Raw genomic sequence first — 25,477 nt, forward strand, 5'->3', positions numbered from 1 at the left:
GTAGATTGCGGTCGAGTCAGGTGGCGCCGACCCGCTGGGTCATCGCGCGATAGACGTTGCGGACGGCGAGATCGGGGACGGACACGAGATAGATTCCCCCGTCATAGGAGGAGGCGATCAGCCCATCGCCGCTGCGCGACAGCGAGCTAATGCCGTTGGCCGCGATGGTCCGGCGGCTGACGCGGCCCGTGCGCAGATCTGCCTTGACCAGCGCGCCCCAATAATCGCCGACGATCACCGTCTCGGCATCCCAGAAGCAGAGCGATTTGGGGGAACGGCGCCCAAGCTCGATCGAATGAGTCAGCCGCGCGTCGGCCAGGTCATAGACGTTCAGCGTGAAATCGCGCGACGCGCTGGCGATCCGGTCGCCCGTGGGAGAGATGTCGACATCGTCGACGATCGCGGTGTGGCCCGGGAAGTGATTGAGGATCTCCCCGTCGAGCGTCCAGGACAGCAGCCCGCCATCGGCGCTGCAGCTCACCCCGATCGCTTCGCTCGGGTGCAGGCGCAGCGCCTTCACCGCGCCGTCGTGCAGCCCATGCGCCTGAACGTCCCGCCCGTCCGGCGAGACCCGCACGATCGCACCGCTGTAGCAGGCAGCGAACAGCGCGCCTTCATGGCCGGCACACTGCGCCACCCGGATCGAATTGATCGGCCCCTGCCCCAGCGCCACCGCGGCCACGCTTTCCAGCCCGGCACCGAAGATATGCAGCTTGTGGTCATGCGAGCCGGCGATCACCCGGTCAGCGCCGGGATCGCGGGTCACCGCGTTCATCAGGCGGCGCCCGCCGGGCGGGGCAGTACGCGCGACGAGACTGGCCTCCCGATCGGTCAGGCGGATCAGCCGCACCATCCCGTCATCGGCGACCAGCGCCACGCTGCCGTCCGGCCCGGCGGCGGCCTCGTTGAAACAGGCATTGCCCTGGTCACCCGGCGCGCCGCCGATCTCGCACAGGATCCGGCCTGACGCCGCATCCCATTGCACGACGGTGCCGTCGAAGGTGCCGGCAAGGATGGTGCTGCCGTCCGGGGACCAGCCAAAGGACCGTTCCCATTTCGCCGCATGGTTTTCCAGATCGACCCGCGGCGCGAAGGACGCCGCATCCCAGATCCTGATCACCTGATCATAGGCGCAGGACAGGATGTCGCCATTGACCGGCGATACCGCGACTTTCTTGATCCCCGATCCGTGCGCCTCGATCGAGGCCAGCGCCGTGCCCTCACGGGCATCGAAGACGCGGATGACGCCGTCGTCGCAGCCCAGCACCACGCGGCCGTTCAGCATATCGATGGCGCAGGTGTCGGTTTCGGTCTCGAACGGGCCCCAGGTGCGGATCAGTCCGCCGGTGGCGAGATCCCATTGGCGCAGCGTCATGTCGTCGCCCGACGAATAGATCAGCCCGTCGCGGCAGGCGACCGACAGCACGTCCTTCTCATGCCCCTCGATCGTCCGGCGGATGGTGCCAGTGACGAGATCCCACACGATGATCCGCCGGTCGCGCGAGGCGGAAACGCCGGCCGACTCGTCGACAAAGGCAAAGCCTTCCACATCGTCGCTATGCCCGCGCAGCACGAGCGCCAGCTTCCGCGCCGCCAGGTCCCAGATATAGATATCGTAATCCGAGGAGGACGAAGCCGCCCAGGCGCCGTCCTCGCTCACCGTCACATGATTGGCGAGATGGCGGTGATAGCCGAGCAGCTCGGCCGTTCCGGCTTCGAGATCGAACAGGCTGACCGCGCCGTCATAGGCGACGGCGATCGCGGCAGCGCGGCCCGGAATGGCGGCAACCGAGGTGACCGGCCCGCGGTGGCGGGTGAAGCCATCGGCTGCGATCGGGGCGATGTTGGCGTTGAGCATCAGCGGCGCTCCTACGGCGTGAAATCGTGGTGATGGAGTTCGGGCATGTCGCACCGGTAGAGATCGTCGAGCAGCGTGGTCCCGCGCAGGGCGCCGGCGAGGTCGTCGAAATTCTCCACCACGGCGCCCAGATCGGCGGGGCCGCGTTTGTGGCTGGCGGCCGACAGCGGCGACGGTGCCGCTATCCCCAGAAAGGAAAGCACGCCGGCCATCTCGCCGGGATCGCCCAGCGCCTCATAATGCGTGTCGCGCCATGTCTGTCCGGACGCGCGGAGCGAATCCACGATCGCGGCATAATAGGCTGCGTTCAAGGCGCTGTGCCGGATCAGGTCGCCCGGCTCGACATGCACCACCGGCAGCGCCGGGTCGACCGGCGCGTCGTAGCTCTCCCAGATTCCGGTCAGCTTCGCGATCTCTTCGGACACATAGGTCCGCACCCGGTTGCGCCGCCTGAGCAGGATCTTGCGCACCGACGGGTCGCGCAGGAGCGTATCCACCGCATCGCCATTCTCGTCCCGGTTCATCTTGAAGCCGATCGCCCGGGCATTTCCGCCCGAGGCCCAGACCGACGCGATGAAGCCCGCCGGATCGCGATCCCGCGCCGCGACGCCGCCCGGAAAAGCGCCGCCCGGCTGCCAGTCGCGCGCCCAGTGAAGCCCGCCCGGATTGAACAGGCCGTGATGACACAGGACATCGGGATGGGCGTTCAACAGGCTGCACAGCAGGTTGCTGCCCGTCCGGGGCGCGGCGAAGATGACGAACCGGACCGGCTGGCCGGGCATCACCGCGCCGCCCCCGCTTGGAGCGCAACCTCCACCACGCCGGATTCGAGCAGGAAACCTTCGCCAAAGGCGCTCGCCCGAAACTCGACGGGCAACACGCCGAGCGTGTCACGAGCACCACGATCGGCGCCCTCCGCCGTGCTCGCGCGGACGTAGATCGTCACCCGGTCGGCAAATCCCTGATTGAAGAAGGACCGCAACAATGTCGGCCCGCCCTCGACCAGCAGGCTTTCGATGCCGTGATCATAGAGCGACGTCAGTGGCCCATGCAGATCATGACCGTTCATCGCCAGCGCGACCGCGCTGGGATCGACATGGTCGTGCGAGCTGACCACGAACGCGGGGGCGCCGGGATGCGACATCGCGCAGGGTTGCGACCCGGCGAAGATGACCCGGTTCGGTTGCCGGCGCGGCTCTCGTCCCAGCTTTTCCGGCCGAACCGTCAGGCGGGGCCGATCGATGTTCCAGGTCCTGCCACCGACCGCGATGGCATCGTAGCGCTCGCGCAGGATGTGCACGCGGTGCCAGTCGGCGCCACAGGAAATATTCCCGGAGATTCCCTGTGGCTGGCGAACGCTGCGCACGTCCTCCGTGGCGAAGTTGATATGGATGAAGGGCCGCCGCATTCACTTCTCCAGCGCCTCTCCCCCCTGACCATCGTTGTCCACGACAATTGCATGTCGCAGAAACCAGGGCATCGCGCCGGCGCTGAATAGCATGGGAAGAACAGTGAGAAAGAAGTGTTACAACCATTTATAGTGGAACTTGCCGCACTGCACACAGAACATTGATTTCGAAGCTTGTCGGTGTTTACCACCATTCGTGTGACATCTTGTCTGGACTTTTTATTTCACGTTTGCAGTAGCCATATCCTACCTAAATAGTATGAATTATACTACCGCGCCTTGCATGGAGTCACACGTCAGCAGAGGCGCTGATCCGATCGCACGAACGCGGTTTTGGCCGTTGTGCGGCCGAATTTTTCTGCACCTGTTATGTTGGATTCGGCGCGCGGATTTATCGTTCCGATCGAACACTTTAGGCACCGCCACCTGTTATTCGCCGAACAGGTGGAAACAGGTGGGATTGCCGGCGAAACAGGCAGCGCTTGATTCAAATCATCGGCGCGATCGGGTTTGAAGGCGGTGGGATCAACCATGGCTGGAACGATGACATGACCAGGCAGAGATTTGAATCGAGGGTCGAAACGAGGGACGACAACGACGCGGGGCCAGCGCAGCGTGTTCGGGGGCGGTTCGCCAAGGGCAGTTCCGGCAACCCCGCTGGGCGTCCTTCCGGACGGCGCGCGACCGGCGCGCCAGGCGACCGCTTGCCCGGATCGGATCAGCCGACGCGCGCGATGATCCTCGAGGAGGCCTATCGCCTGGTGAGACTCGGCGAAGGAGACGCCGCAATCGAGCTGCCGGCGCATCGGGCGGTCTTCCGATCGCTCACCGAGGCGGCGATGAAGGGCAACCAGGCGGCATTGCGGCGCTGGACTCAAATGGTGCAGCAGGCCGAGAACGACCAGATGCGCGACCAGCTCGCGCTCTACAATCTGATGGAGCGGGCGCCTTATGGGCGTGAGCCCGAGGCTTCCTATGAGGACGACATCCTGGTCGATTCGCGCTCCGGGCGGGTGATAATCAGAGGCGGGTATGGTGAGGAGGGAGGTGGCGTGAAATAGCGGCGATCAGCCTTGGCTCCGGCCACTAATCCAGGTCGCCAGCGTACGGCCCTCCGAATCGAGCGCGACGAGATCGGCGGCATATCCCGCCGCGATCCGGCCATGGGTTCGATCGAGGCGCAGGAACCGCGCAGGATTGCGCCCGGCCATGGTCAGCGCCTGGGCCTGGGATACGCCCAGCATCGTCTCCGCATTGCGCACGGCCTGGGCCATGTCGAGGTCCGATCCGGCAAGCGTGCCGTCCTCATTGACGCAGACGCCGTCGACCACCTCGACCCGGTGGCCCTGCAGCACGAAGCTCTTGTCGGTCTGGCCGACGCTCGGCATCGCATCGGTGACGAGCATGATGCGGTCGCGCTTCGCATTCACTGCGACGCGCATCGTCGCGGGATGGACATGGCGCCCGTCGACGATCAGCCCGCACCAGCTTTCCCGGTCCTCGAGCGCCGCGCCGACCGCGCCGGGCTCGCGCGACGCAAGCGGCGACATCGCATTGAACAAATGGGTGAAGCCAGTCATCCCCGCGTCCAGCGCGCCGCGGATCGCCTCATAGCTGCCATCGGTATGGCCGGCCGCGACGATCACGCCGGCGGCGGCGAGCCGCGCGATCATCGCCGCGCTGGTCTTTTCCGGGGCGAGCGTGACGAGGGTGACGCCGTTCTTCAGCCCCGTAATCGCGGCAAAGCCGTCATCATCCAGCGTGATGATCTTGTCGGGATCATGGATGCCCTTGCGGTCCACATTGAGGAACGGGCCCTCGATATGGATGCCCAGCACCCCCGGCACGCCGCGCGCGATCGCGTCGTCCACTGCGGCAACGCCAGCGCGCACCGTAGCGAGATCGTCGCTGATCAGGGTCGGCAGGAAACCCGTCGTGCCGAAACGCCGGTGCGCTGCGCCGATCGTCGCGATCGTCTCGACCGTCGGCGCATCGTTGAACAGCACGCCCCCGCCGCCGTTGACCTGCGTGTCGATCAGCCCCGGTGCCAACACCGCGCCGTTCAGGTCGCGCCGTTCGGCCGACGCGGGGATATCGCGATCCGCGATGACCGCCGCGATCAGGCCGTCTTCGATGAGCACGGCCATGCCGCCGACCAGCGCGTCGTCGATCAACAGGCGGCAGTTGAAAAGGGCAGTGGCCATCAGACGGTTTCGGTCACTTTGCGCAGATGGGGCGGCGAATCGGGATCGAAGCCCCGGCGCACCGATAGCGCGTTGACCGCGCGGTAGAAGGACTGGATCTGCAGCATCGGCTGGATCGCGGGTGCCGCGTCAACCGTCGGCAGGGTGACCGCGCCCGAAATGCTGCCGCCCGCACAATAGACGATACCGCCCTGCCCCAGCGCTTCGCGCACCAGATCGTCGACGCCCGGTGCGGTCTCATCGTCCTGGCGGAACACCAGCACGGGAAAGTCGGGGCCGATCAGCGCCATCGGCCCATGCCGTACCTCGGCCGCGCTGAACGCTTCGGCATGCAGCCCGCAGGTCTCCTTGAACTTCAGCGCCGCTTCCTGCGCGACGCCGAGACCGAGGCCACGCCCGATGACATACAGGCCCCGCGCGTCAGCGAGCCCGTCGACCAGCGGCGTCCAGTCGGCTTGCCAGGATTTGGTGAGCAACTCAGGCGCTGCATCGAGCGCCTCTGACAGTGCAGCGTCCTCAGCCCAGGCCGCGACCAGCCCCACGATCRCCGCCAGCGACGCGATATAGCTCTTGGTCGCCGCCACGCTCTTCTCCGCGCCGGCGTGAAGCGGCAGCGGCGCATCGGCCAGTGCGGCGAGCGGCGAGGTAGCGTCATTGACCATCGCCGCCAGATAGGCGCCGCCGGCCTTGCCTGCCTCGACCATGCTCAGCAGATCGGGGCTGCGGCCGGATTGCGAAATCGCCAACAGCAGCGTGTCGTCGAGCTGTGCTGCGGCATGATACACCGAAGAAACCGATGGTGCGGCCGAGCTGACCGGCACCCCGATCACCGTCTCGATCAGATACTTGGCGAAGGTCGCTGCATGATCCGACGAGCCACGCGCGCAGGTCGACACGGCGCGCGGCGGCTCGGCGCGCAACCGGACCGCAAGGGCCTCGACCGCTATCCGGTTGGCCGCGCGTTGACGCGTAACCACCGCCGCGGCTTCGGCCGCCTCGGCGAACATCAAGGTCGATTCAGGCGCGATGCTCATGCCAGCGCGTTCAGCTCAGCGACGAAGTCATAGGCGTCACCCCGGTACCAGCTGTGCGTCATCTCGATCGCGCGACCATCCTCCAGGAAACCGCGGCGCTCGATGAACAGCCCCGGCGCGCCGGCTTCGATGCCGAGCAATGCCGCCTGATCCTTGTCGAACAGCACCGCCCGCAATCGCTGCAGCGCGCGCACAGGACGGTGCCCCGCCCCTTCGAGCGCTTCGTAGAGCGACACGCCGACCACATCGAGCCCGGGCAGGCCGAAACCCGGCACCGTCGAATATTCGAGCGCCATGGGCTGGTCATCGGCGTAGCGGATGCGGTGGAAGCGGAACACGCGCGATCCGGGGCTGAGACCCAGGGTCAGCGACTCGTCCGAATTCACCGTGCTCTCGGTCTGCATGATCCATTCGCTGCGCGCGGTGCGACCGCGCGCCGCCATGTCCTCGGAAAAGGAGGTGAGCTTCGAGAATTGCTTCTCGACTCGTCCACCGACAAAGGTGCCCGCGCCCTGGCGGCGGGTGAGCATGCCGTCCGCGACCAGCCCGTCGACTGCCTTGCGCACCGTGATGCGCGAGATGCCGAATTCCTTGGCGATATCGCGCTCGGGCGGCAGCGCTTCCTGCGGCCGCAGCGACCCGGTCTCGATCCCGCGGCGCAGGGCGTCCTGCATCTGCTGATACAGCGGCGCCCGCGCATTGCCGTCAAGCGACCCGATCTTGTCGGCCAGATTGGTCATTCGCGCATCCCCGCTCCTGCTCGCCAGCCGTTGCCGACCCAACCTCTATAAGACCAATCAAATACCATTTTCCACAATAAAATTGCACCAACGTGAGTGGACTTGCAAAAATCCTGCTTGACGCTGTCATTGGTATGACACATGTTTCACAAATTGGTATGCGATTGGTAACCAATTGGCATGCCGACAGGGACAAGAAGGGGAGAACGGCAATGACCGCAATACGACTTCTGGCTGCATCCGTGAGTTCGTTAGCATTGGCCGCCACCGCGCAGGCCCAGAGCACCGCCACCGCCAACAACGTGCCGCCCGGCCCGGTCCAATCCGCGGAGGGCGATTCGGGCGAGAGCGACATCGTCGTCACCGGCATCCGCCAGTCGCTGCGCCTGTCGATCGACGCGAAGCGCGATTCGAGCGTCATCGCCGACGTGCTGTCGGCCGAGGACATCGGCAAATTCCCCGACAAGAACGTCGCCGAGGCGCTGCAGCGCGTACCCGGCGTCGTGATCAACCGCGAATTTGGCGAAGGCGAACGCGTCTCGCTGCGCGGCACCGCGCCGAACCTGACCAAGACGCTGGTCAACGGCCATGCCATCGCCACCGCCGACTGGTTCATTCTCGAACAGCTCGCGGCGACGCGCAGCTTCAACTACCTCACGTTGCCGGCCGAGATCGTCGGCCAGCTCGATGTCTATAAATCGGGCCAGGCGGACGTCGAGGAAGGCGGCATCGGCGGCACGATCAACGTGCACACCCGTAATCCGCTCGACCTGAAGGCCTTCACCGTCTCCGCCTCGGTCCAGGGCGTCTATTCGGACAAGCGCGGTTCGTTCGACCCGCAGGTCTCCGGCCTGTTCAGCTGGAAGAACGATGCGGATACCTTCGGCATCCTGATCGGCGGCGTCTATCAGAAGCGCGACATCCGCCGCGACGGCATCGAAGTGCTCGGCTATCAGCCCGTCACCGTCGGCGGCCAGACAGCACAGATCCCGTCGCTGATCGGCTCGGCGCTGTTCCAGCAGGAGCGCGAGCGGTACGGCGGCAACATCGCCCTGCAGTTCCGCCCGTCGGACGATCTCGAGCTCAACATCACCGGGCTCTATTCGAAGTTCAACGCCAACAACTTCAACCAGAACTACCTCGCCTGGGGCTCCAAGGCGCTGGGTGACGGCGGCACGCTGAGCAACGCGACCGTGCGCAACGGCACCGTGGTGTCAGGCACCGTCACCTCGCTGCCGGGCAGCCGCGCGGCGGTCTATGACGCGATCGATCGCCAGGCCTTTGCCAAGACCTATTCGGCCGATGCCGATCTGGTGTGGCACCCGACCGATGCGTCCACGCTGCACCTCAAGGCCGGTTACACCAAGGCCAACGGCAACACGGAATCGCAGCCCTTCTACGAGGGCGCGGCGCCCGGCGCCTTCACCTTCGACATCAGCGGCAAGGTGCCGCAGGTGAAGTTCACCGGCATCGACCCGACCCAGCCGAGGAATCTGATCCTGGACTTCGCCTCGCTCCACAAGATCACCAACAGCGACGAAGAGAAGTATTTCTACGTCGATTACGAGCATGAGGTGGATTGGGGCCCGCTCCATGCGCTGAAGTTCGGCGGCAAGTTCACCGATCATGACCGTGTCACCCGCTTCCTCGCGACGACGTACGGCGCCTTCTATCTCAACCTGGTCGGCGCGTCGGGCTGCGGCAGCCATGCCTGCACCTCGGTCGATTTCGCCGGCGGCCCGACGCCCGACGATTTCCTCGACGGCGTCGCCCTGCCCGGCACGCTGACCAACTTCTTCCAGGTCGATCGCACGAAGCTGCAGACCATCCTGAACAACCTGCCGGCCTCGGCACGCGAGCGCATCCTCAACCCGCCGGAGAATTACTCGATCAACGAGAAGACCTATGGCGGCTATGCCATGGCGAAGCTGGGCGGCAAGGAAGACGGCTGGAGCGCCAATTTCGGCCTGCGCATCGTGCGCACCGACCAGGATTCGCTCGGCAATCTGCTCGGCGTGCCGGCCTCGACGCCGGGTGCGGTGACCACCAACGCGTTCGGCGTCTATGTGCCGGTCGAGGTCAAGCGCAGCTATACCGACTTCCTGCCCAGCGCGAATTTGAGCGTGAACGTCACCCCCGACGTCATCGTGCGCTTCGCCGCGAGCCGCAGCGTCGCCCGGCCCGATTATACCGACATCGTGCCGCGCGTGTCGCTCAACCCGGGCTCGCTCACCGGCGACGGCGGCGATCCGCGCGTCGATCCGTACCGTTCGAACAATTACGACCTGTCGATCGAATGGTATCCGGATCACGACACGATCGTGGCGGCCGCGCTCTACTACAAGGACATCCAGTCCTACATCGTGAACCGCACGGTGCAGGAAGTGTATCCGGTGCAGAACGCGACCAACCCGAACGCGTCGCGCTGCACGGTCGCGTCCAATTCGACCCCCGCCAACCCGCTGTTCAACTGCGCCTTCGACATCAACCGTCGATCGAACGGCGCGGGCGGGACCAACAAGGGCGCCGAGTTCCAGATCTCGCGCCCGATCGCCTATGGCTTCGGGGCGATCATCAACTACACCTATTCCGATGCGAAATCGGAAACGGGCGATCCGATCCCCGGCAATTCGAAGCACGCGCTGAACCTGACCGGCTATTACGAGAACGACTTCGCCTCGTTCCGCCTGTCCTACAACTACCGGTCGTCCTTCTTCATCAACATCGACCGGGCGGCACCGCTCAACCAGAAGGCGACTCAGTCGCTCGACGCCTCGGCGAGCTTCAAGGTGACCGAGAACATCTCGCTCACCGCCGATGCGGTCAATCTGACCAACAGCAAGATCGAGCAATATTCCGGCACTGAAGACCGGTTCCGCGCGATCTACGACAATGGCCGGCAGTTCTACGTCGGCGCGCGCCTGCGCTTCTGATAGGCATTGCGGGCCGGGGGATGCTCCGGCCCGCGTCCCTTCGTACAAGGACCTGTCCGTGCCGCGCATGATCCAGTTCCTCGGCAAGTCACTCCCGGCGCTCGCCGGGAGTTTCTTATGGGCGACGCCGCTTTCGGCCCAGGCGCTGCTCCCCGCCCCGCAATCGATGAAAGTCGCTGAGGGCGGCTTCACCCTGACCCCCGCAACGGGCATCGCCATTCCTCCGGGCGATGCCGGCGCCCGCAACGCCGGGGCGCGGCTCGGCGAATTGCTCCTCCGCACCGGCGGGCCGAAGCTCGCGGTAACCACCGGCGGCAAGATCCGCTTCGAACGCGTGACCGGCCTTCCCGCCGAGGGCTATCGCCTGACCACATCCGCCTCGGGCGCAACGATCAGCGCGAGCGACGATGCCGGCCTGCTCTATGGCGCCGTCACGCTGTGGCAACTCGCCCGCGCCGGGGAGACCAGCCCCTTCATTCCCGCCGTCTCGATCGACGATGCGCCGCGCTTCAAATGGCGCGGGCTGATGCTGGACAGTGCGCGGCACTTCCAGTCGCCCGCCTTCGTGAAGCGGCTGATCGATGCGATGGCGGCGAACAAGCTCAACACGCTTCACTGGCATCTGGTCGACGATCAGGGCTGGCGCATCCCGATTCCTAAATATCCGCGCCTGACCAGCGTCAGCGCGTGGCGCCGCCCGGCCACCGCGCCCGGCGCCCCTCCCCTGCCGGTCATCGGCGGTTTCTACACGCACGAACAGATCCGCGATATCGTCGCCTATGCCGCCGCGCGCGGCATCACCATCGTGCCCGAGATCGAGATGCCCGGCCATGCGCTGAGCGCGATCCGCGCCTATCCACGCCTCGGCATGGGCGTTCCGATCCCGCCGGCTACGGAGAGCGACTGGGGCGTGTTCCCCTGGCTCTACAACAGCGACGACGCGACCTTCACCTTCCTGCAGGACGTGCTCGACGACGTGATGGCGCTGTTCCCGTCGCGCTACATCCATGTCGGCGGCGACGAGGCAGTGAAGCAGCAATGGGCCGCTTCGCCCGCGATCCAGGCGAAGATGAAGGCGCTCGGCATCACCTCCGAGGACAAATTGCAAAGCTGGTTCATCCAGCGCATCGGCCGTTATCTTGCCGCGCATGACCGGCGGCTGATCGGCTGGGACGAAATCCTCGACGGCGGCATCATGCCGGATGCGACCGTGATGTCGTGGCGCGGGCTGGACGGCGCGGTCGCCGCGGCCAAGGCGGGCCATGATGCCGTGCTGAGCCCGGCGCCGACGCTCTATCTCGACAATCGCCAGGGCGTCAGCGCCGCCGAGGGCACCGGGCGCGGCAATCTCATCACGCTCGCGACCGTCTATGGGTTCGATCCGGCACCCGCCTCGATCCCGGCGGAGCAGCAGCGCCATATCCTCGGCCTGCAGGGTAATATCTGGGCCGAGCATCTGCGCAACGAGTCCCTCGTCGCAGCGGCCGCCTTTCCGCGCGGGGCGGCGATCGCCGAACTGGGCTGGTCGAGCGGGAAGCGCGATTTCGGCGATTTCGTCCGCCGCCTCGCGCCGCAGATGCAGCGCCTGAGCAGGCTCGGCATCGAGCCGAGCGCGGCGGTGTATCGCCCGGTGGCGCGGCTCGCGCCGGACGGCGATGGCACGAAGGTGATCCTCACCGGTCAGTCTGACCTGCCGGTTCGCTACACGATCGACGGCAGCCTCCCCGGCCCCGCATCGCCGCTCTATTCGGGGCCGGTGACCTTGAAGATGCCGGCCCGCTTCCGCGCCGCGACCATGCTTGATGGCGCGGTGCTGCCGGGTGCGATCGATCTGAACCTCAACGCCGCATCGGTCCGCCGGCGCGACGATACGCAGCTCAAGCTTTGTTCGCAGGGCATCGCGTTGCGGCTGGCCGACGACGCGCCGGCGAAAGAGCCGCGCGCCGCGCTGATGATCGACGTCGCCAATCCGTGCTGGATCTATGATGCCGCCCCGATGGACGGCGTGCGCTCGATCGCCATCTCGGTCGGGCAGGTGCCGTTCAATTTCCAGATCGGCGCGGACAAGGACAAGATCAGATTTCGCCCGCCCGCGACCCCCGCCGGCGAGATCGAGATTCGCGACGGCTGCGACGGCCCGCGTGTCGCGACCCTGCCGCTGGCGCCCGCCGCGCACCGACCTGGGATCACGCTGCTGACCACCCCGATCGCGCCGCTCAGGGGCAATCACGACCTGTGCATCACCTATACCGCCAGGGGCGTGAACCCGCTCTGGGCGGTGAGCGCCGTGCAGCTGGTGACCGCTCCGTGATCGTCCGCCTGCATGCGCCCATGGCCGGCTGGGCGCTCGATCTGGCGCAGGTGCCCGATCCGGTCTTCGCCGAGCGCATGATGGGCGAAGGCTTTGCAATCGACCCGCTCGAAGGCGTGATCCGCGCGCCCTGCGACGCGACCGTCATCGCGGTCGCCCCGACCCGCCATTCCGTCACCCTGAAGCTCGCCAATGGCGCCGAACTGCTCATCCATGTCGGGCTGGAAACCGTCGCGCTGGCGGGAGACGGCTTCACCGCCAGAGTCCGCGACGGTGAAACGGTGACGCTCGGCCAGGTGTTGCTGGAGGTCGATCTCGACCCGGTCGCCGCCCGCGCCAAAAGTCTGATCACCCCGATCACCATCACCAGCGAGGGGTTTGTCGTAACGCTCCACGGCCTCGACGCTCGCGTGAAAGCCGGCGATCCGATCGCCGACATCGCCCCGCTCGCTACCGACCAGGTCGCAGCCGATCTCGGCGAGGATACCGCACGCTGCACGATCCGCGTGCCGCTTCCCAGCGGCATCCATGCCCGCCCCGCAGCCCGCATCGTCGCGGCACTCAAGCCGTTCACGGCCGAGGTAACGCTCTCCGCGCACGGCAAGACCGCCAATGCGCGCAGCATCGTTGCGCTGTTGTCGGCGGGCATCCGCCATGACGACGACATCGAGATCGCCGGAGGCGGCCCCGATGCCCGCGCTGCCATCGCCGCCGTCGCCACCCTGATCGAGCAGGGCATAAGCGAGGAAGCGCACCAGCCCGTCACCCCCGTCGCAGCGCCTGCAGCCGATGGCCTGATCCACGGCGTCCGCGCCGCGCCCGGCCTTGCCATTGGCCCGATTTTCCAGTTCCGTCCTGCCGATATCACCGTGCCCGAGCAGGGTGACGGCGCGGCTGTCGAGGGTGCTGCGCTTACCGCCGCTCGAACACGGTTGCTGGCCACCGCCGCGAATGGCCATGGTGCCGGCGCGGACATCGCCGCCGCGCACCGCGCCCTGATCGAGGACCCCGAACTGCTCGCCGCCGCGCAGGGCCTGATCGCGCAAGGCAAGAGCGCGGCGTTCGCCTGGCGCGGGGCGATCCGCGGCCATGCCGAGGCGATCCGCGCGACCGGCGACCGCTTGCTGATCGAACGCATCGCCGACCTGAAGGATATCGAGCGCCAGATGATCGCGCTGCTCGTCGGCGCCGATACCGCGATGCCGACGCCACCGCGCGGCGCGATCTTGGTCACTGACGAACTGCTCCCCTCGCATTTCGCCGCGCTGACCGATGCGGGCGTTGCCGGCATCTGCACCGCTTATGGTGGGCCAACCGCGCACGCCGCGATCCTCGCCGCCTCTGCGGGCATTCCGATGATCGTCGCAGCCGGATCAGCCGTCCTCGATCTCGATGACGGCCGCGAGGTCGTGCTCGATGCCGACTGCGCCACCCTCGATCCAGCACCGGAACCTGCCGCTCGCGATGCAGCCACCACTCGGCTGCTCCGCCAGCGCGACCGTGCTGCCACCGAAACCGCAACGGCGCGGGAATTATGCGTCATGACCGACGGGACCCGCATCGAGATCTTCGCCAACCTCGCGACCAGCGCTGAGGCGGCCCCGGCGGTAGCGCTCGGCGCTGAGGGCTGCGGTCTGCTACGCACGGAATTCCTCTTCCATGACCGCAGTTCAGCCCCTGGGGAAGAGGAGCAGCGGGTCGCCTATGCTGCCGTCGCTGAAGGGCTCGCCGGCAGGCCGTTGATCGTGCGCACGCTCGACATCGGTGGCGACAAGCCGGTCGCCTATCTGCCCCTTCCCCACGAGGAGAATCCGGCGCTCGGCGCGCGCGGTATTCGTTTCTCCCTCGCCAATCCCGGCCTGCTCGCGGTCCAGTTTCGCGCGATCCTGCGCGGCGTGCCGGCGGCGCAATGCCGCATCATGCTGCCGATGGTGGTCGATGCGGGCGAGCTCGCCGCTGCCCGTGTGATCCTCGATCAGGTGCGCGCCGATCTCGGGATCGACGAACCCGTCCCGCTCGGCGTGATGGTCGAAACACCCGCCGCCGCTTTGCTCGCCGACAGCCTGGCCCGCGATGCCGACTTCCTCTCGATCGGCAGCAACGACCTGACTCAATATGCGCTGGCCGCCGATCGCGGCAATCCGGCGGTGGCGGCGATGGTCGATGCGCTTCACCCCGCCGTGCTGCACCTCATCGCCCGCGCCGCCGAAGGCGCGAGCAAGCACGGCCGCTGGCTCGGTGTCTGCGGCGGCATCGCTTCCGATCCGGCCGCCGCGCCGATCCTGATCGGCCTCGGCGTCACCGAGCTTTCGGCAACGCCCGCCGCCATCCCCGCACTGAAGGCGGCGGTCCGCACGCTCGACATGCCCACCTGCCGAGCGCTCGCGGCAAAGGCCCTGTCGATGTCTACCGCCGGCGCGGTGCGCACGCTGCTGGAAGGAGCCGAATGATGCGCCTGCGGATCGACGCCCTCCAGCCGCTCGGCCGTGCGCTGATGCTGCCGATCGCGGTGCTGCCGGTGGCAGGCCTGTTGCTGCGTCTCGGCCAGCCTGACATGTTCGACATCGCCTTCATCGCCGCCGCGGGCGAGGCGATCTTCTCCAATCTCGGGCTGATCTTCGCGATCGGCGTCGCGGTCGGCCTGGCGCGCGAGAACAACGGCGCGGCGGGCCTTGCCGGCGCGGTCGCCTTCCTCGTCACCGTCGAGGGCGGGAAGGCGCTGCTTTTCGTCCCACCCGACGTCACCGCCGCCTTTGCCGATCAGGCCGCACGCGATCTTGCTACCGCCGCTTGGAAGGCGAAGGAACTGGGCAAGCTCAGCGTGCCCGCCGGCATCCTTTCCGGGCTGGTCTCGGGCTGGCTGTACAACCGCTATTCCGGGATCCGGCTGCCCGACTATCTCGCCTTTTTCGGCGGCCGGCGTTTCGTGCCGATCGCGGCAGGCTTTGCCGGGCTGATCGGCGCAGCGCTGTTCGGCCTCGGCTTCCCCGCGCTCGAAACCGCGATCGACACGCTCAGCCGCTGGGTGGTCAACGCCGGGCCCATCGGCCTGTTCATCTACGGCACACTGAACAGGCTCCTCATCGTCACCGGCCTCCACCATATCCTCAACAACATCGCCTGGTTCATCCTCGGCGATTTCCATGGCGCGACCGGCGACCTGAAACGCTATTTCGCGGGCGATCCGAGCGCGGGCGCCTTCATGAGCGGCTTTTTCCCGGTGATGATGTTCGGCCTGCCCGCCGCCTGCCTCGCCATGTACCGCTCTGCCCTGCCCGAGCGGCGCAAGGCGGTTGGCGGCATGCTGCTCAGCCTCGCGCTCACCTCGCTGCTGACCGGCGTCACCGAGCCGATCGAGTTCACCTTCATGTTCCTCGCGCCGCTGCTTTACGCGGTGCATGCGGTGCTGACCGGCCTGTCGATGGTCATCATGGACGCGCTGGGCGTCAGGCTCGGCTTCGGCTTTTCGGCGGGGCTGTTCGACTATGTGCTCAACTATGGCCTGGCGACCCGGCCGCTGCTGCTGCTGCCGGTCGGCGCGGCCTATTTCGCCATCTATTATTTCGCTTTCCGCTTCTGCATCGTCCGCTTCGACCTGAAGACACCCGGGCGTGAGGTGGAGACGGACAAACCCGCCGGTTCCGGCGCCACGGGCGATCAGGCGGCCGGGCTGGTGCTTGCCTTGGGCGGGGCCGCCAACCTCCAGTCGATCGATGCCTGCACGACGCGCCTGCGGCTGATCCTCATCGACCCGGCCAAAGTCGACGAAGCCGCGCTCAAGGCACTCGGCGCGCGCGGTGTGGTGCGTCCTGGCGGCAATGCGCTTCAGGTGGTGCTCGGCCCGATCGCCGACCGCGTTGCCGGGGAGATGCGCGCACTGGGCAAGACCACCCCCGTCCCCGAGGCAAAGGACGACATCTGGCTGGCCGCACTAGGTGGCCGGCAGAATGTGCTGGAGATCGCGGTGAACACCGGACGGATGCGGGCGCGCCTGGCCGACATGGCGGCGATCGATTCCGCGGCGCTCGACAAGGCCGCGCCGCGGGGCTGGAGCGAGGTCTCGCCCGGCATCGTCCACGCCCTCATCTGAGCGCTCGCGAAAAAAGTTGCGGATTTTTCATTACCGCCCGTCTATCACGGTGCCGGCGATGAAGAATCGCACGTCGAAACGAGGAACCACCGGACCGTGCAGGGCATGTCGGCAGTGACGAAGAAAGCAGCGGCCTCCGCCCTGTCTTCGCACGCCCGAATGCCCGGCGTCCCCGCTCGCGCCTCGATCCGACTTATTATCCGGACCCGAATTACGACCGGGCAGATCTCCGCGATCTGACCCCAAAGGTCACAGGCGCTGGCGCGGGACGCATCCGCCACGCCGACTTACATAATTCAGTGTTTTCCGAAAGCTTCATCATGGACTTTTCCCATGCGCGCGACGCGCATCCGCCCGAGCAGGTCGTTCGCCTGCAGGATTCCGCCAGCGGCCTTGACGGTGTCATCGCCCTTCATTCCACGCATCTCGGCCCAGCCGCCGGTGGCTGCCGTTTATGGACCTATCCCGACTTCAACCACGCCACCCAGGACGCGCTCCGCCTCGCCGAGGGCATGAGCTACAAGAACGCGCTGGCCGGCCTGCCGCTCGGTGGCGGCAAGGCAGTGCTGCGTCGCCCCGAGGGCGATTTCGATCGCGCCGCGCTGTTCCGTGCCTTTGGCGAAGCAGTCGAGGAACTTGGCGGCCGCTATGTCACCGCCGAGGATGTCGGCACCACCGTCGGCGACATGGCCGAAGTAGCGCGGCAGACGCGCCATGTTGCGGGCCTGCCGCCGCAGGGCGGACGACCCGGCGGCGACCCATCGCCATGGACGGCGCTCGGCGTGTTCCGTGCGATGCAGGCGGCGGCGGAGCATCGGCTCGAACGCCCGATCGGCGACTGCACCGTCGCGATCCAGGGACTCGGATCGGTCGGCGCGGCGCTCGCCTATCTGCTCCATGATGCGGGGGCGAAGCTGATCGTGGCCGAACCGCGCTCCGCCGTGGTCGCCGAAGTCGCGACGCGTACCGGCGCCGATGTCGCCTCGCTGAGTGGCGTGCTGGAGGCGCGGTGCGACATCTTCGCGCCCTGTGCCCTTGGCGGCGTGCTCAATGCGCGCAGCATCCCGAAGCTGCGCGCCGCCGTGGTCTGCGGCGCCGCCAACAACCAGCTTGGGAGCGAGGAAGACGGCGCGGCTTTGGCCGAGCGCGGCGTGCTCTACGCCCCGGATTATGTCGTCAACGCCGGCGGGATCATCAATGTCTGCGCCGAATATCTCGGCTGGGACAGCGACGAGGTCGCGGCGCGGATCGATGCGATCCCGGGCCGCCTCCACCAGGTCTGGGCCGATGCCGAGCACGGCGGCATCGCCGTCAACCTCGCCGCCGACCGCCTGGCGCGCGCGACGATCGCGCGCGGCCGCACCCCGGCGATGGCGCTATTATGAGGGAGCTCAAGCGCCCCGTCGCGCGCTATCGGGTTCATGGCACCGATGATCCCGAGCTGGTCCCGCGCGTCTTCGGCCAGTTCGCGCGGCGCGGGCTCGTGCCCGCCTTCGCGCTGATTCGCCGTTCCGCCGGACTGGTCAGGATGCAGATCGAGGCCGATGTCGCCGATCCCCATCTCGCGCGCATTCTGGAGGAGACCTTGCGCTCCCAGTTCCTGATCAGGGAAGTAACGCTCGATTATGGGGATTCGGGATAGCGGCATGATCAGGAACGCGATCGAAGCGGATATAGGCACCCTCGCCCGCTTGTGGTTCCACGGCTGGCAGGACGGCCATGCCGCCGTGGTGCCGGCCGACCTGGCGCGGCTGCGTACGCTCGAGAGCTTCCACGAACGGCTCGTGGAAGCGCTCGACCGCGTACGGGTCTGCGTGCGCGACGGGACGCTGCTCGGCTTCTCGATGCTGAAGGGCGACGAACTCTATCAATTCTACGTCTCGGCCGATGCGCGCGGCAGCGATGTCGCGCCCTCGCTGATGGCGGATGCGGTGGAGCGACTGCGCGCGAACGGTGTCGAGGTCGCGTGGCTCGCCTGTGCGATCGGCAATGATCGGGCGGCGCGCTTCTACGAGAAATCGGGCTGGCACCGCGCCGGCGTCTTCACCAGCGAGCTGTCGACACCGGATGGCATTTTCCGCCTCGATGTCTGGCGCTACGAAATCCGCCTCTGACCGCGCGAGACTGGCGAAAGATCGCGTCAGTCGGCAGAAAGGGGGCATGTCCTTCCCCTCTCCCACCGACGTGCCCCGCATCGAAACCTTCGCCGGCACCGCCGCTGAGGCAATCGCGCTGCTCCTGCCGCTGTGCGACGCAGTGTTCCCCGGCTTCGACCGCGCCTATCTGGCGGGTCGCCTGCCGCATGTCGCCGATCCGCATCTGCTGCTTGCCCGGCGGGAGGATGGCGTGCCGGTCGGCTTCAAGCTCGGCTATCGGCGGGGCGAGAGCCTGTTCTACAGCTGGCTGGGCGGTGTCGCGCCCGAGGCACGCCGGATCGGCCTCGCCGCGCTGATGATGGAGCGGCAACACGCCGAAGTCCGCGCGCTCGGCTACCGTCATGTGGAAACCCGCACGCGCGCCGCGAACAACCCGATGATACTGCTCAATCTGCGCCAGGGATTCCATATCGCCGGCTTCGAAGTCGACGCGCACGGCAATGCGGTGGTCATCCAGCGCAAGCTACTCGACCAATGACCTGCCACAATCTGCGCATATCCTGCGCAGTGCCGAAATTTTATCTTAAGTATATGATATTGTTATAAATGATTGCCACGCGGGGGCGGAGATATGGGACGAGCTGGTGTCCCATATCTCCGCCGCTGATCCCCGCAGTGGCCGGCGTCGATTCAAACGCGACACGGCATCTGCCATGCCGTCCCCGCTGGACACGTCCGGTTCGCTCTTTCCTATCGTCGGAACAATAGGGCGAAGGGCCGCGAGCATGATTGCTCGCTTCGACTGGCTCAGCGCGCGGCGGTGATGATGATCTCGACCTTATAGTCGGGCGTCGCCAGCCTGGCCTCGCCGGTGGCGCGGGTCGGCGCGTCCTGGCCGCCGATCCAGGCATCCCACACGGCGTTCATCTCGCCGAAATCGGCCATGTCGGCCAGCCAGATCGTCGCCGACAGCAGCTTCGACTTGTCGCTCCCGGTGCGCGCCAGGAGATCCTCGATCTGCGCGAGGATCGACTTTGTCTGCGCCGTAACGCTCTCGCCCGGCGCGCCGACCTGCCCTGCCAGATACACCGTGTCGCCGTGAACCACGGCCTGGCTCATGCGCGGCCCTGCATCGATACGAGTGATGGTCATGCTTCAAATCTCCCGGCGCTTGCGCGCGCTTTTCAGGTGCAATCGACGATCCCCGGTCGCCCGAGTCGATCGCGCGCTGCCTGCCGGAGATGGCTCCCGCGCGCAACCGACGGGGAATCGGCGCGAATCGGACACCCGGCACGACTGATCTGAAAGCGGGTTGGCCCGTCCGAAAATATGGCGGCGTTGTTGCGCCGCTGCCACACTGGCATCCATCCGGCACGCCTGAGCCGGCAATGCCGCGCCGCGTCGTCGGAGACCCGAATCGCGCGGTGAATCGCACGCCAACCCGCGCATTTGTGCGGGATTTATACGAGCTGAACCATCGGCGCGACCTTGCTGCGCGCGCTAACATCCGGCACCGCCGAATCCATCACCCGGAAAAACATCGTCATTATGGTTTTATTCTCCTCGTCAAACTCGTCTCGTCGTCGTTGACAACGTCAGACATTTTGGTACCGTTACCATCAAGCAGCGCGAATCCTGCTTGCAGAAAACAACGGCCCGGGCGCCTCGCGGCGCGCCGGATAGGAGGGGTGATTTATGAAAAGCTTTGGGCGTTCGTCGGCGTTTGCGCGGTCCACATCCGCAATCGCGGTCGCGGTGTGTCTGATGATGCCGGCCGCAGCGCTGGCGCAAGCTGCGCCGGCCACGGCTGCCGATGGACAGTCGGGCGATACCGATCAGGACATCGTTGTCACTGGTATCCGCGCCAGCCTCGAGCGGTCGATCGCGATCAAGCGCGATTCTGCCGGTGTCGTCGACGCGATTTCGGCGGAAGATATCGGCAAATTCCCCGATACCAACCTGGCCGAGTCGCTTCAGCGCATCACCGGCGTGTCGATCAACCGCACCAATGGCGAGGGCGCGCTGGTCACCGTGCGCGGTTTCGGCCCTACCTATAACCTCGTCACGCTGAACGGCCGCACGCTCGCGACTTCGGTCGTCTCGGTCGTCGGCGGCGACCAGAACTCGGACGGCGCGCAGGGTACCAGCCGCTCGTTCGACTTCTCCAACCTCGCTTCCGAAGGCGTGAAGACGCTCGAAGTCTACAAGACCGGCCGCGCCGCCATCCCCTCGGGCGGTATCGGCGCGACGATCAACGTGGTCTCGCGTCATCCCCTCGACGGCAAGTCGGGGCTGTCGGGCAGCATCGGGGCGAAGGCCGTCTACGACACCAGCGTGAACGGCTGCCTGGACTGCGGCTCCAAGGTGACGCCGGAAGTTTCGGGCGTGCTCAACTGGGCGAATGACGCCGAAACGTTCGGCGTGTCCGTGTTCGGCAGCTACCAGAAGCGCAACTATACCTCGATCGCCGCGACGTCGAACAACTGGAACATCATTCCGTACAGCACCTTCCTCTCCGGCGGCTTCGCCCGGTCGGGCGGCGCCTGCCCCTCGTCCACGCCGGGGCCGAATTGCACGGTCGTCAACAATGCGCCGACCAATGCCAGCCAGCTGGTCGCGATCCCGAACGACAGCCGTTACCATTATGCCGAGGGCACGCGCGAGCGCTTCAACGGCCAGGGCGTCCTGCAATTCCGTCCCACCGAGTCGCTGACCCTCACGGCCGACGCGCTCTATGCGGAAAACAAGCAGCGTGAGGTCCGCTCGGATCTGTCCAACTGGTTCAGCCGGCCGTTCGACGTCGTCACCTTCGACGGCAACCCGACCGTCGCGACCGCGACCTATCTGCACGAGACCCTGGGCGGCCCCAAAGACGAAGGCTTCGAAGCGCAGAATCGCGCGCAGCGGAGCAAGCTGCAGGATTATGGCCTGAACGCGAAATGGGACTTTGCCGAGAATTTCTCGCTGAACCTCGACGGCCATATCAGCAAGTCGTCGAGCCGGCCTGACAATCCCAACGGCAAGAGTTCGACCCTGGTCGGCATGGGCGCGAACGTGGTGGCGGCGCACTCGGTCGACTACACCGGCGGCATCCCGAAACAGGCGATCACGATCAGCAGCAACGGCAACGGGCAACTCGACATCAACGATGTCGGATCGCAGGTCGGCCGCACCTTCGCCTCGACTCAGGACCAGACGGTCAAGGAAGTCCGCGCCGACTTCGGCTGGGATCTCGGCGGCGGAAGCCGGTTCGATTTCGGCGGCAATTACCGCACCGCCGACATGCACCAGACCTTCCTCGCGACTCAGCAGACGCTGGGCGACTGGGGCATCACCAGCCCCGGCGACGTGAACAAGCTGGCACCGGGCGCGCTTCAGGCCTTCTGCCTCGAATGCAAGTTCAACCAGTATAACCCCGGCGGCGATGCGCCGTCGCAGCTCGCCTTCCGCGGCAATGCGGCCAATATCTATTCGATCCTCTCGCCTTATTATGTCGGCCTGGATGCGAACTCGGCCACGAAGCCGCACGCTGTCGGCATCACGTCCAACCAGGACAACCGGGTGAAGGAAACCATCTGGGCAGCCTATGGCCAGATCACCTGGGACGGCGAGATCGCCGGCCGCAAGGCGAGCATGGTCGCCGGCGTGCGCTACGAGAACACCAAGACGACCTCCACCTCGCTGGTCGCGGTTCCGGCGGCGATCAACTGGGTTTCGGACAACGACTTCACCGTCGTCATCTCCAACCAGAACAGCTTCCTTACCGACAAGGGCAGCTACAACAATCTGCTGCCGTCCTTCGATTTCAAGATCGAGGCACTGCAGAATTTGGTCGCACGTTTCTCCTTCAGCCGGACGATCGGCCGGCCGAACTATAGCGACCTCTACACCGCAACCACGGTGGGCGGACCGCCGCGGCCGATCAGCAATGGCGGCGTCCCCAGCGGCAATACCGGCAACGCCCGGCTGGCGCCGCTGACGTCCGACAATTTCGACATCTCGCTGGAATATTATTTCAAGCCGGACAGCTATGTGTCGATCGGCCTGTTCGACAAGCGCGTGCATAACTTCATCGGCCGGGGCCAGTTCACCAGTGACCTGTTCGGTCTTCGCGACCCCAGCTCGGGTGCTGCCGGCTCGCGGTCGGGCTCGGCAAAGACCGCGCTCCAGGGGCTCGGCGTCGATACCAGCGACGAGAATCTGTTCGCCATGACCGCGCTGATCCAGCAGACCGGCTCGGTGGCGGCCGCGACGGCGCAGTTCAGCGCGAACTATGATACGGCCAATCGCCGGTTGAACACCGCCTATCTCCAGAACATCAACAATACGCTCGACGTGACCGCCAATGCGAGCGATCCGCTCTATCAGTTCCAAGTCTCGCGCCCGATCAACAACAAGGACGCGAAAATCTGGGGCATCGAGATCGCCGGGCAATATTTCCTCGGCAATACCGGCCTCGGCGTCGCCGCGGCCTATACGATGGTCCGGGGCGATGTCGGCTTCAACCTCGGCGCGAGCCCCAGCGAGGATCAGTTCGCGCTGCTCGGGTTGAGCGACACGTTCAACGCGACGCTGATCTACGACAAGAACGGCCTCTCGGCCCGGCTTGCCTATAACTGGCGCGACAAGTTCCTCTCGGGGATCAACCGCCAGGATTCACGTAATCCGGAATTCACGGCACCGTTCGGCCAGCTCGACATGAACATCAGCTACGATGTCACGTCGAATGTTTCGGTCACGCTGGAAGCTCTCAACCTGCTGGAAGAAAGCGTCCGCACCTATGCTCGCGCCGAAACCGAGCTGTGGTACGCGCAGGAACTCGACCGGCGCTTCATGCTGGGTGCGCGGTTCAAATTCTGATCCGCCCCATCGATCGACTAAGGGGGAAGGCCGCTGTTCGCAGCGGCCTTTTTCCCGTTGGGAATTGAGCTTGGCCGGGCTTTGTCCCATCATCGTCGCCAATCCCCGTATCGGCGGTTGGAGAGCCGCCCGGTCGAAAGGCCGCACGTTCCAGGGGCTGGATATCATCGCATGACCAACCGTGTGCCGCTGAACAATGTCGACCACCCGGATCTTCGGGTGATCGCGCATCATCGCGCCGAGTTCGGCGACAGCGTCAACCAGGTGCTGGTCTTCCCGACCGAGTTCGAGGAGATTCAGCGCGAATATCCCGTCTTCTTCCGCCGCGAGGAAAGCGGCGCGTTCCAGGCCGTCGCGCTGCTCGGGCTGGACCGGGACGAGAATCTCTTTCTCGGCGAAGATGGCTGGCAGGGCCGCTACATTCCGGCGGTGCTTCAGCGCGGCCCCTTCCTGATCGGCTTCAAGGACGGTGGGACGGAGGGGGAGCCGATGATCCATATCGATCTCGACCATCCTCGCGTCAGCCATATCGACGGGCTTCCCCTGTTCCTGCCGCATGGCGGGAACGCGCCTTACCTCGAACATATCGCCGGTATCCTGCGGACGATCTATACCGGGCTGGAGGCGAACCAGCCGATGTTCGAGGCGTTCGAAGAGGCTGGCCTGATCGAGCCGGTCGCCGTCGAGATCGAGCTGGATGAAACCCGCAAATATGTCCTGCCCGATCTCTTCACCATCTCCCGCACCGCGCTGGCGCAGCTCGACGGCGCCCGGCTCGAGCGGCTGAACGCCAGCGGTTTCCTGCCCCTCGCCTTTTTCGTGATCGCCTCCATGGGCAATATGAGCCGCCTCATCGACCTCAAGAACCGAAAGGCCGGCGCCGCCTGACCGGCGCGAACCGATCATGACCAGCCTCCGCAAAACCAGGGTGATCGAAGGCGTCGCAGCGGACGCGATCCCGCTCGATGCGCTGATGGAGGCGCAGCAGCCGGCCATCCTGCGGGGTGTCGCACGCGACTGGCCGCTGGTGCGGGCCGGGCTGGACTCGCCCGAAACCGCGATCGCCTATCTGAAATCCTTCTACCGCGGAAAGCCGGTCGTCGGCTTTGTCGGCAAGCCCGAGATCGAGGGGCGCTTCTTCTACGACGAAGGGGCGACGGCGATGAATTTCGAAGCCGGGCGGATGCTGCTCGACGAGCTGCTCGACCGGCTTCAGGCTGAATGGCACCAGGATCGGCCGCCCTCCTATTATGTCGGTTCCACCGATCTCGACACCTATCTGCCGGGCCTGAGGCAGGAAAACGACCTGGCGCTCGATCAGGCAGCGCTCGGCGACAGCCCGCCGATCGTCAGCATCTGGATCGGCAACCGCACGACCGCGTCGGCGCATTACGACATGTCGAACAACATCGCCTGCTGCATGGTCGGCAAGCGCCGCTTCACGCTTTTCCCGCCCGAACAAGTGCACAATCTCTATCCCGGCCCGCTCGAGCCGACTCCCGGCGGCCAGGTCGTCTCGATGGTCGACTTCCGCGATCCCGATCTCGATCGACACCCCCGCTTCGCCGAGGCGCTCGCCGAGGGCCAGGTGGTCGATCTGGAACCGGGTGACGTGCTCTTCTACCCCGCGCTCTGGTGGCACCATGTCGAGGCGCTCGACCGCTTCAACGTGCTGATCAACTATTGGTGGAACGCCTCCCCCGCCTTCATGGATACGCCGCAGAACACGCTGCTGCACGCCCTGCTCAGCCTGCGCGATCGCCCCGCGCCGGAGAAGCGCGCCTGGCAGGCACTGTTCGATTATTATGTCTTCGGGCCCGCCGACCAGGCTGGCGCTCATCTGCCCGAGGCGGCGCGCGGCAATCTCGCGCCGCTCGACGAGACCAGGGCGCGCCGCTTGCGTGCCATGCTGCTCAATCGCCTGAATCGCTGACATGGGAGGC

19 protein-coding genes are annotated in these 25,477 nt (G+C 66.1%); 12 read left to right on the plus strand and 7 right to left on the minus strand.

What is annotated here, in order from left to right; genetic code table 11:
- Nucleotides 1-16: 16 nt before the first annotated feature.
- The 3 genes from AC1DX5_RS16240 to AC1DX5_RS16250 are packed head-to-tail and all read right to left on the minus strand — an operon-like array spanning nt 17 to nt 3,266.
- Nucleotides 17-1,858 carry a WD40 repeat domain-containing protein gene (locus AC1DX5_RS16240; protein ID WP_478016382.1) on the minus strand — a complete coding sequence of 614 codons (1,842 nt, stop codon included), beginning with the start codon at nt 1,856-1,858 and terminating at the stop codon, nt 17-19.
- An 11-nt stretch (nt 1,859-1,869) separates the two neighbouring features.
- The gene (locus AC1DX5_RS16245) at nt 1,870-2,640 is read right to left on the minus strand and encodes a hypothetical protein (RefSeq protein WP_478016383.1); all 771 of its coding nucleotides are present in this window, start codon (nt 2,638-2,640) and stop codon (nt 1,870-1,872) included.
- Nucleotides 2,640-3,266 (minus strand): RibD family protein, encoded by a 627-nt coding sequence (locus AC1DX5_RS16250; protein WP_478016384.1) that lies wholly within the window; start codon nt 3,264-3,266, stop codon nt 2,640-2,642. The genes AC1DX5_RS16245 and AC1DX5_RS16250 overlap by 1 nt, the downstream gene beginning before the upstream one ends.
- Nucleotides 3,267-3,814: 548 nt before the next feature.
- Here AC1DX5_RS16250 and AC1DX5_RS16255 point away from each other — a divergent pair.
- Entirely contained in the window at nt 3,815-4,327 is a 513-nt protein-coding gene (locus tag AC1DX5_RS16255; protein WP_478016405.1) for a DUF5681 domain-containing protein, read from the plus strand.
- Nucleotides 4,328-4,333: 6 nt separating this feature from the next.
- Here AC1DX5_RS16255 and nagA read toward each other — a convergent pair whose 3' ends face one another.
- The 3 genes from nagA to AC1DX5_RS16270 are packed head-to-tail and all read right to left on the minus strand — an operon-like array spanning nt 4,334 to nt 7,244.
- Complete coding sequence (gene nagA / locus AC1DX5_RS16260; protein WP_478016385.1) at nt 4,334-5,470, minus strand: N-acetylglucosamine-6-phosphate deacetylase; 1,137 nt, start codon at nt 5,468-5,470, stop codon at nt 4,334-4,336.
- Nucleotides 5,470-6,504, minus strand: a complete 1,035-nt coding sequence (locus AC1DX5_RS16265; protein WP_478016386.1) for an SIS domain-containing protein — start codon at nt 6,502-6,504, stop codon at nt 5,470-5,472. The genes nagA and AC1DX5_RS16265 overlap by 1 nt, the downstream gene beginning before the upstream one ends.
- Nucleotides 6,501-7,244 (minus strand): GntR family transcriptional regulator, encoded by a 744-nt coding sequence (locus tag AC1DX5_RS16270; protein ID WP_465172979.1) that lies wholly within the window; start codon nt 7,242-7,244, stop codon nt 6,501-6,503. Before AC1DX5_RS16270 ends, AC1DX5_RS16265 begins: the two co-directional genes overlap by 4 nt.
- Before the next feature lie 242 nt (nt 7,245-7,486).
- Between AC1DX5_RS16270 and AC1DX5_RS16275 the strand changes: the two genes are divergently transcribed.
- The 8 genes from AC1DX5_RS16275 to AC1DX5_RS16310 all read left to right on the plus strand — a co-directional run bounded on the left by AC1DX5_RS16275 (nt 7,487) and on the right by AC1DX5_RS16310 (nt 19,212).
- Nucleotides 7,487-10,177, plus strand: coding sequence for a TonB-dependent receptor (locus AC1DX5_RS16275; RefSeq protein ID WP_478016387.1), 2,691 nt, complete (start codon nt 7,487-7,489; stop codon nt 10,175-10,177).
- 67 nt (nt 10,178-10,244) lie between these two features.
- Nucleotides 10,245-12,488: a family 20 glycosylhydrolase gene (locus AC1DX5_RS16280; protein WP_478016406.1), complete on the plus strand. Its 2,244-nt coding sequence runs from the start codon at nt 10,245-10,247 to the stop codon at nt 12,486-12,488.
- Complete coding sequence (gene ptsP / locus AC1DX5_RS16285) at nt 12,485-14,938, plus strand: phosphoenolpyruvate--protein phosphotransferase (RefSeq protein ID WP_478016388.1); 2,454 nt, start codon at nt 12,485-12,487, stop codon at nt 14,936-14,938. Before AC1DX5_RS16280 ends, ptsP begins: the two co-directional genes overlap by 4 nt.
- On the plus strand, nt 14,938-16,578 hold the full coding sequence (gene nagE, locus AC1DX5_RS16290; RefSeq protein WP_465172975.1) for an N-acetylglucosamine-specific PTS transporter subunit IIBC: 1,641 nt from the start codon (nt 14,938-14,940) through the stop codon (nt 16,576-16,578). Before ptsP ends, nagE begins: the two co-directional genes overlap by 1 nt.
- Nucleotides 16,579-16,898: 320 nt before the next feature.
- The gene (locus AC1DX5_RS16295; RefSeq protein WP_465172974.1) at nt 16,899-17,963 is read left to right on the plus strand and encodes a Glu/Leu/Phe/Val family dehydrogenase; all 1,065 of its coding nucleotides are present in this window, start codon (nt 16,899-16,901) and stop codon (nt 17,961-17,963) included.
- Nucleotides 17,960-18,220, plus strand: coding sequence for a hypothetical protein (locus tag AC1DX5_RS16300; RefSeq protein ID WP_465172973.1), 261 nt, complete (start codon nt 17,960-17,962; stop codon nt 18,218-18,220). Before AC1DX5_RS16295 ends, AC1DX5_RS16300 begins: the two co-directional genes overlap by 4 nt.
- A gap of 4 nt (nt 18,221-18,224) precedes the next feature.
- Nucleotides 18,225-18,692, plus strand: a complete 468-nt coding sequence (locus AC1DX5_RS16305) for an N-acetyltransferase family protein (protein ID WP_478016389.1) — start codon at nt 18,225-18,227, stop codon at nt 18,690-18,692.
- 46 nt (nt 18,693-18,738) lie between these two features.
- Complete coding sequence (locus tag AC1DX5_RS16310) at nt 18,739-19,212, plus strand: GNAT family N-acetyltransferase (RefSeq protein ID WP_478016390.1); 474 nt, start codon at nt 18,739-18,741, stop codon at nt 19,210-19,212.
- 269 nt (nt 19,213-19,481) lie between these two features.
- On the opposite strand, the gene AC1DX5_RS16315 is transcribed toward AC1DX5_RS16310, so the two are convergent.
- Entirely contained in the window at nt 19,482-19,826 is a 345-nt protein-coding gene (locus AC1DX5_RS16315; protein ID WP_478016391.1) for a RidA family protein, read from the minus strand.
- Between the two features lie 543 nt (nt 19,827-20,369).
- Between AC1DX5_RS16315 and AC1DX5_RS16320 the strand changes: the two genes are divergently transcribed.
- From AC1DX5_RS16320 to AC1DX5_RS16330, 3 genes are all read left to right on the plus strand, one after another.
- A complete protein-coding gene (locus AC1DX5_RS16320; protein ID WP_465172969.1) occupies nt 20,370-23,534 on the plus strand; it encodes a TonB-dependent receptor in 3,165 nt (1,054 codons plus the stop codon).
- Nucleotides 23,535-23,705: 171 nt separating this feature from the next.
- Nucleotides 23,706-24,422 (plus strand): SapC family protein, encoded by a 717-nt coding sequence (locus AC1DX5_RS16325; protein ID WP_478016392.1) that lies wholly within the window; start codon nt 23,706-23,708, stop codon nt 24,420-24,422.
- A 16-nt stretch (nt 24,423-24,438) separates the two neighbouring features.
- Complete coding sequence (locus AC1DX5_RS16330; RefSeq protein ID WP_478016393.1) at nt 24,439-25,467, plus strand: cupin-like domain-containing protein; 1,029 nt, start codon at nt 24,439-24,441, stop codon at nt 25,465-25,467.
- Nucleotides 25,468-25,477 lie beyond the last annotated feature (10 nt).

The sequence above is a fragment of the Sphingomonas sp. P2_B6 genome, from assembly GCF_056404755.1.

Coding starts and splice junctions, on each gene's coding strand:
- AC1DX5_RS16240 (WP_478016382.1), bottom strand. CDS start 1,858: ATGCTCAACGCCAACATCGCCCCGATCGCAGCCGATGGCTTCACCCGC.
- AC1DX5_RS16245 (WP_478016383.1), bottom strand. CDS start 2,640: ATGCCCGGCCAGCCGGTCCGGTTCGTCATCTTCGCCGCGCCCCGGACG.
- AC1DX5_RS16250 (WP_478016384.1), bottom strand. CDS start 3,266: ATGCGGCGGCCCTTCATCCATATCAACTTCGCCACGGAGGACGTGCGC.
- AC1DX5_RS16255 (WP_478016405.1), top strand. CDS start 3,815: ATGACCAGGCAGAGATTTGAATCGAGGGTCGAAACGAGGGACGACAAC.
- nagA (WP_478016385.1), bottom strand. CDS start 5,470: ATGGCCACTGCCCTTTTCAACTGCCGCCTGTTGATCGACGACGCGCTG.
- AC1DX5_RS16270 (WP_465172979.1), bottom strand. CDS start 7,244: ATGACCAATCTGGCCGACAAGATCGGGTCGCTTGACGGCAATGCGCGG.
- AC1DX5_RS16280 (WP_478016406.1), top strand. CDS start 10,245: ATGATCCAGTTCCTCGGCAAGTCACTCCCGGCGCTCGCCGGGAGTTTC.
- nagE (WP_465172975.1), top strand. CDS start 14,938: ATGCGCCTGCGGATCGACGCCCTCCAGCCGCTCGGCCGTGCGCTGATG.
- AC1DX5_RS16295 (WP_465172974.1), top strand. CDS start 16,899: ATGGACTTTTCCCATGCGCGCGACGCGCATCCGCCCGAGCAGGTCGTT.
- AC1DX5_RS16300 (WP_465172973.1), top strand. CDS start 17,960: ATGAGGGAGCTCAAGCGCCCCGTCGCGCGCTATCGGGTTCATGGCACC.
- AC1DX5_RS16305 (WP_478016389.1), top strand. CDS start 18,225: ATGATCAGGAACGCGATCGAAGCGGATATAGGCACCCTCGCCCGCTTG.
- AC1DX5_RS16310 (WP_478016390.1), top strand. CDS start 18,739: ATGTCCTTCCCCTCTCCCACCGACGTGCCCCGCATCGAAACCTTCGCC.
- AC1DX5_RS16315 (WP_478016391.1), bottom strand. CDS start 19,826: ATGACCATCACTCGTATCGATGCAGGGCCGCGCATGAGCCAGGCCGTG.
- AC1DX5_RS16320 (WP_465172969.1), top strand. CDS start 20,370: ATGAAAAGCTTTGGGCGTTCGTCGGCGTTTGCGCGGTCCACATCCGCA.
- AC1DX5_RS16325 (WP_478016392.1), top strand. CDS start 23,706: ATGACCAACCGTGTGCCGCTGAACAATGTCGACCACCCGGATCTTCGG.
- AC1DX5_RS16330 (WP_478016393.1), top strand. CDS start 24,439: ATGACCAGCCTCCGCAAAACCAGGGTGATCGAAGGCGTCGCAGCGGAC.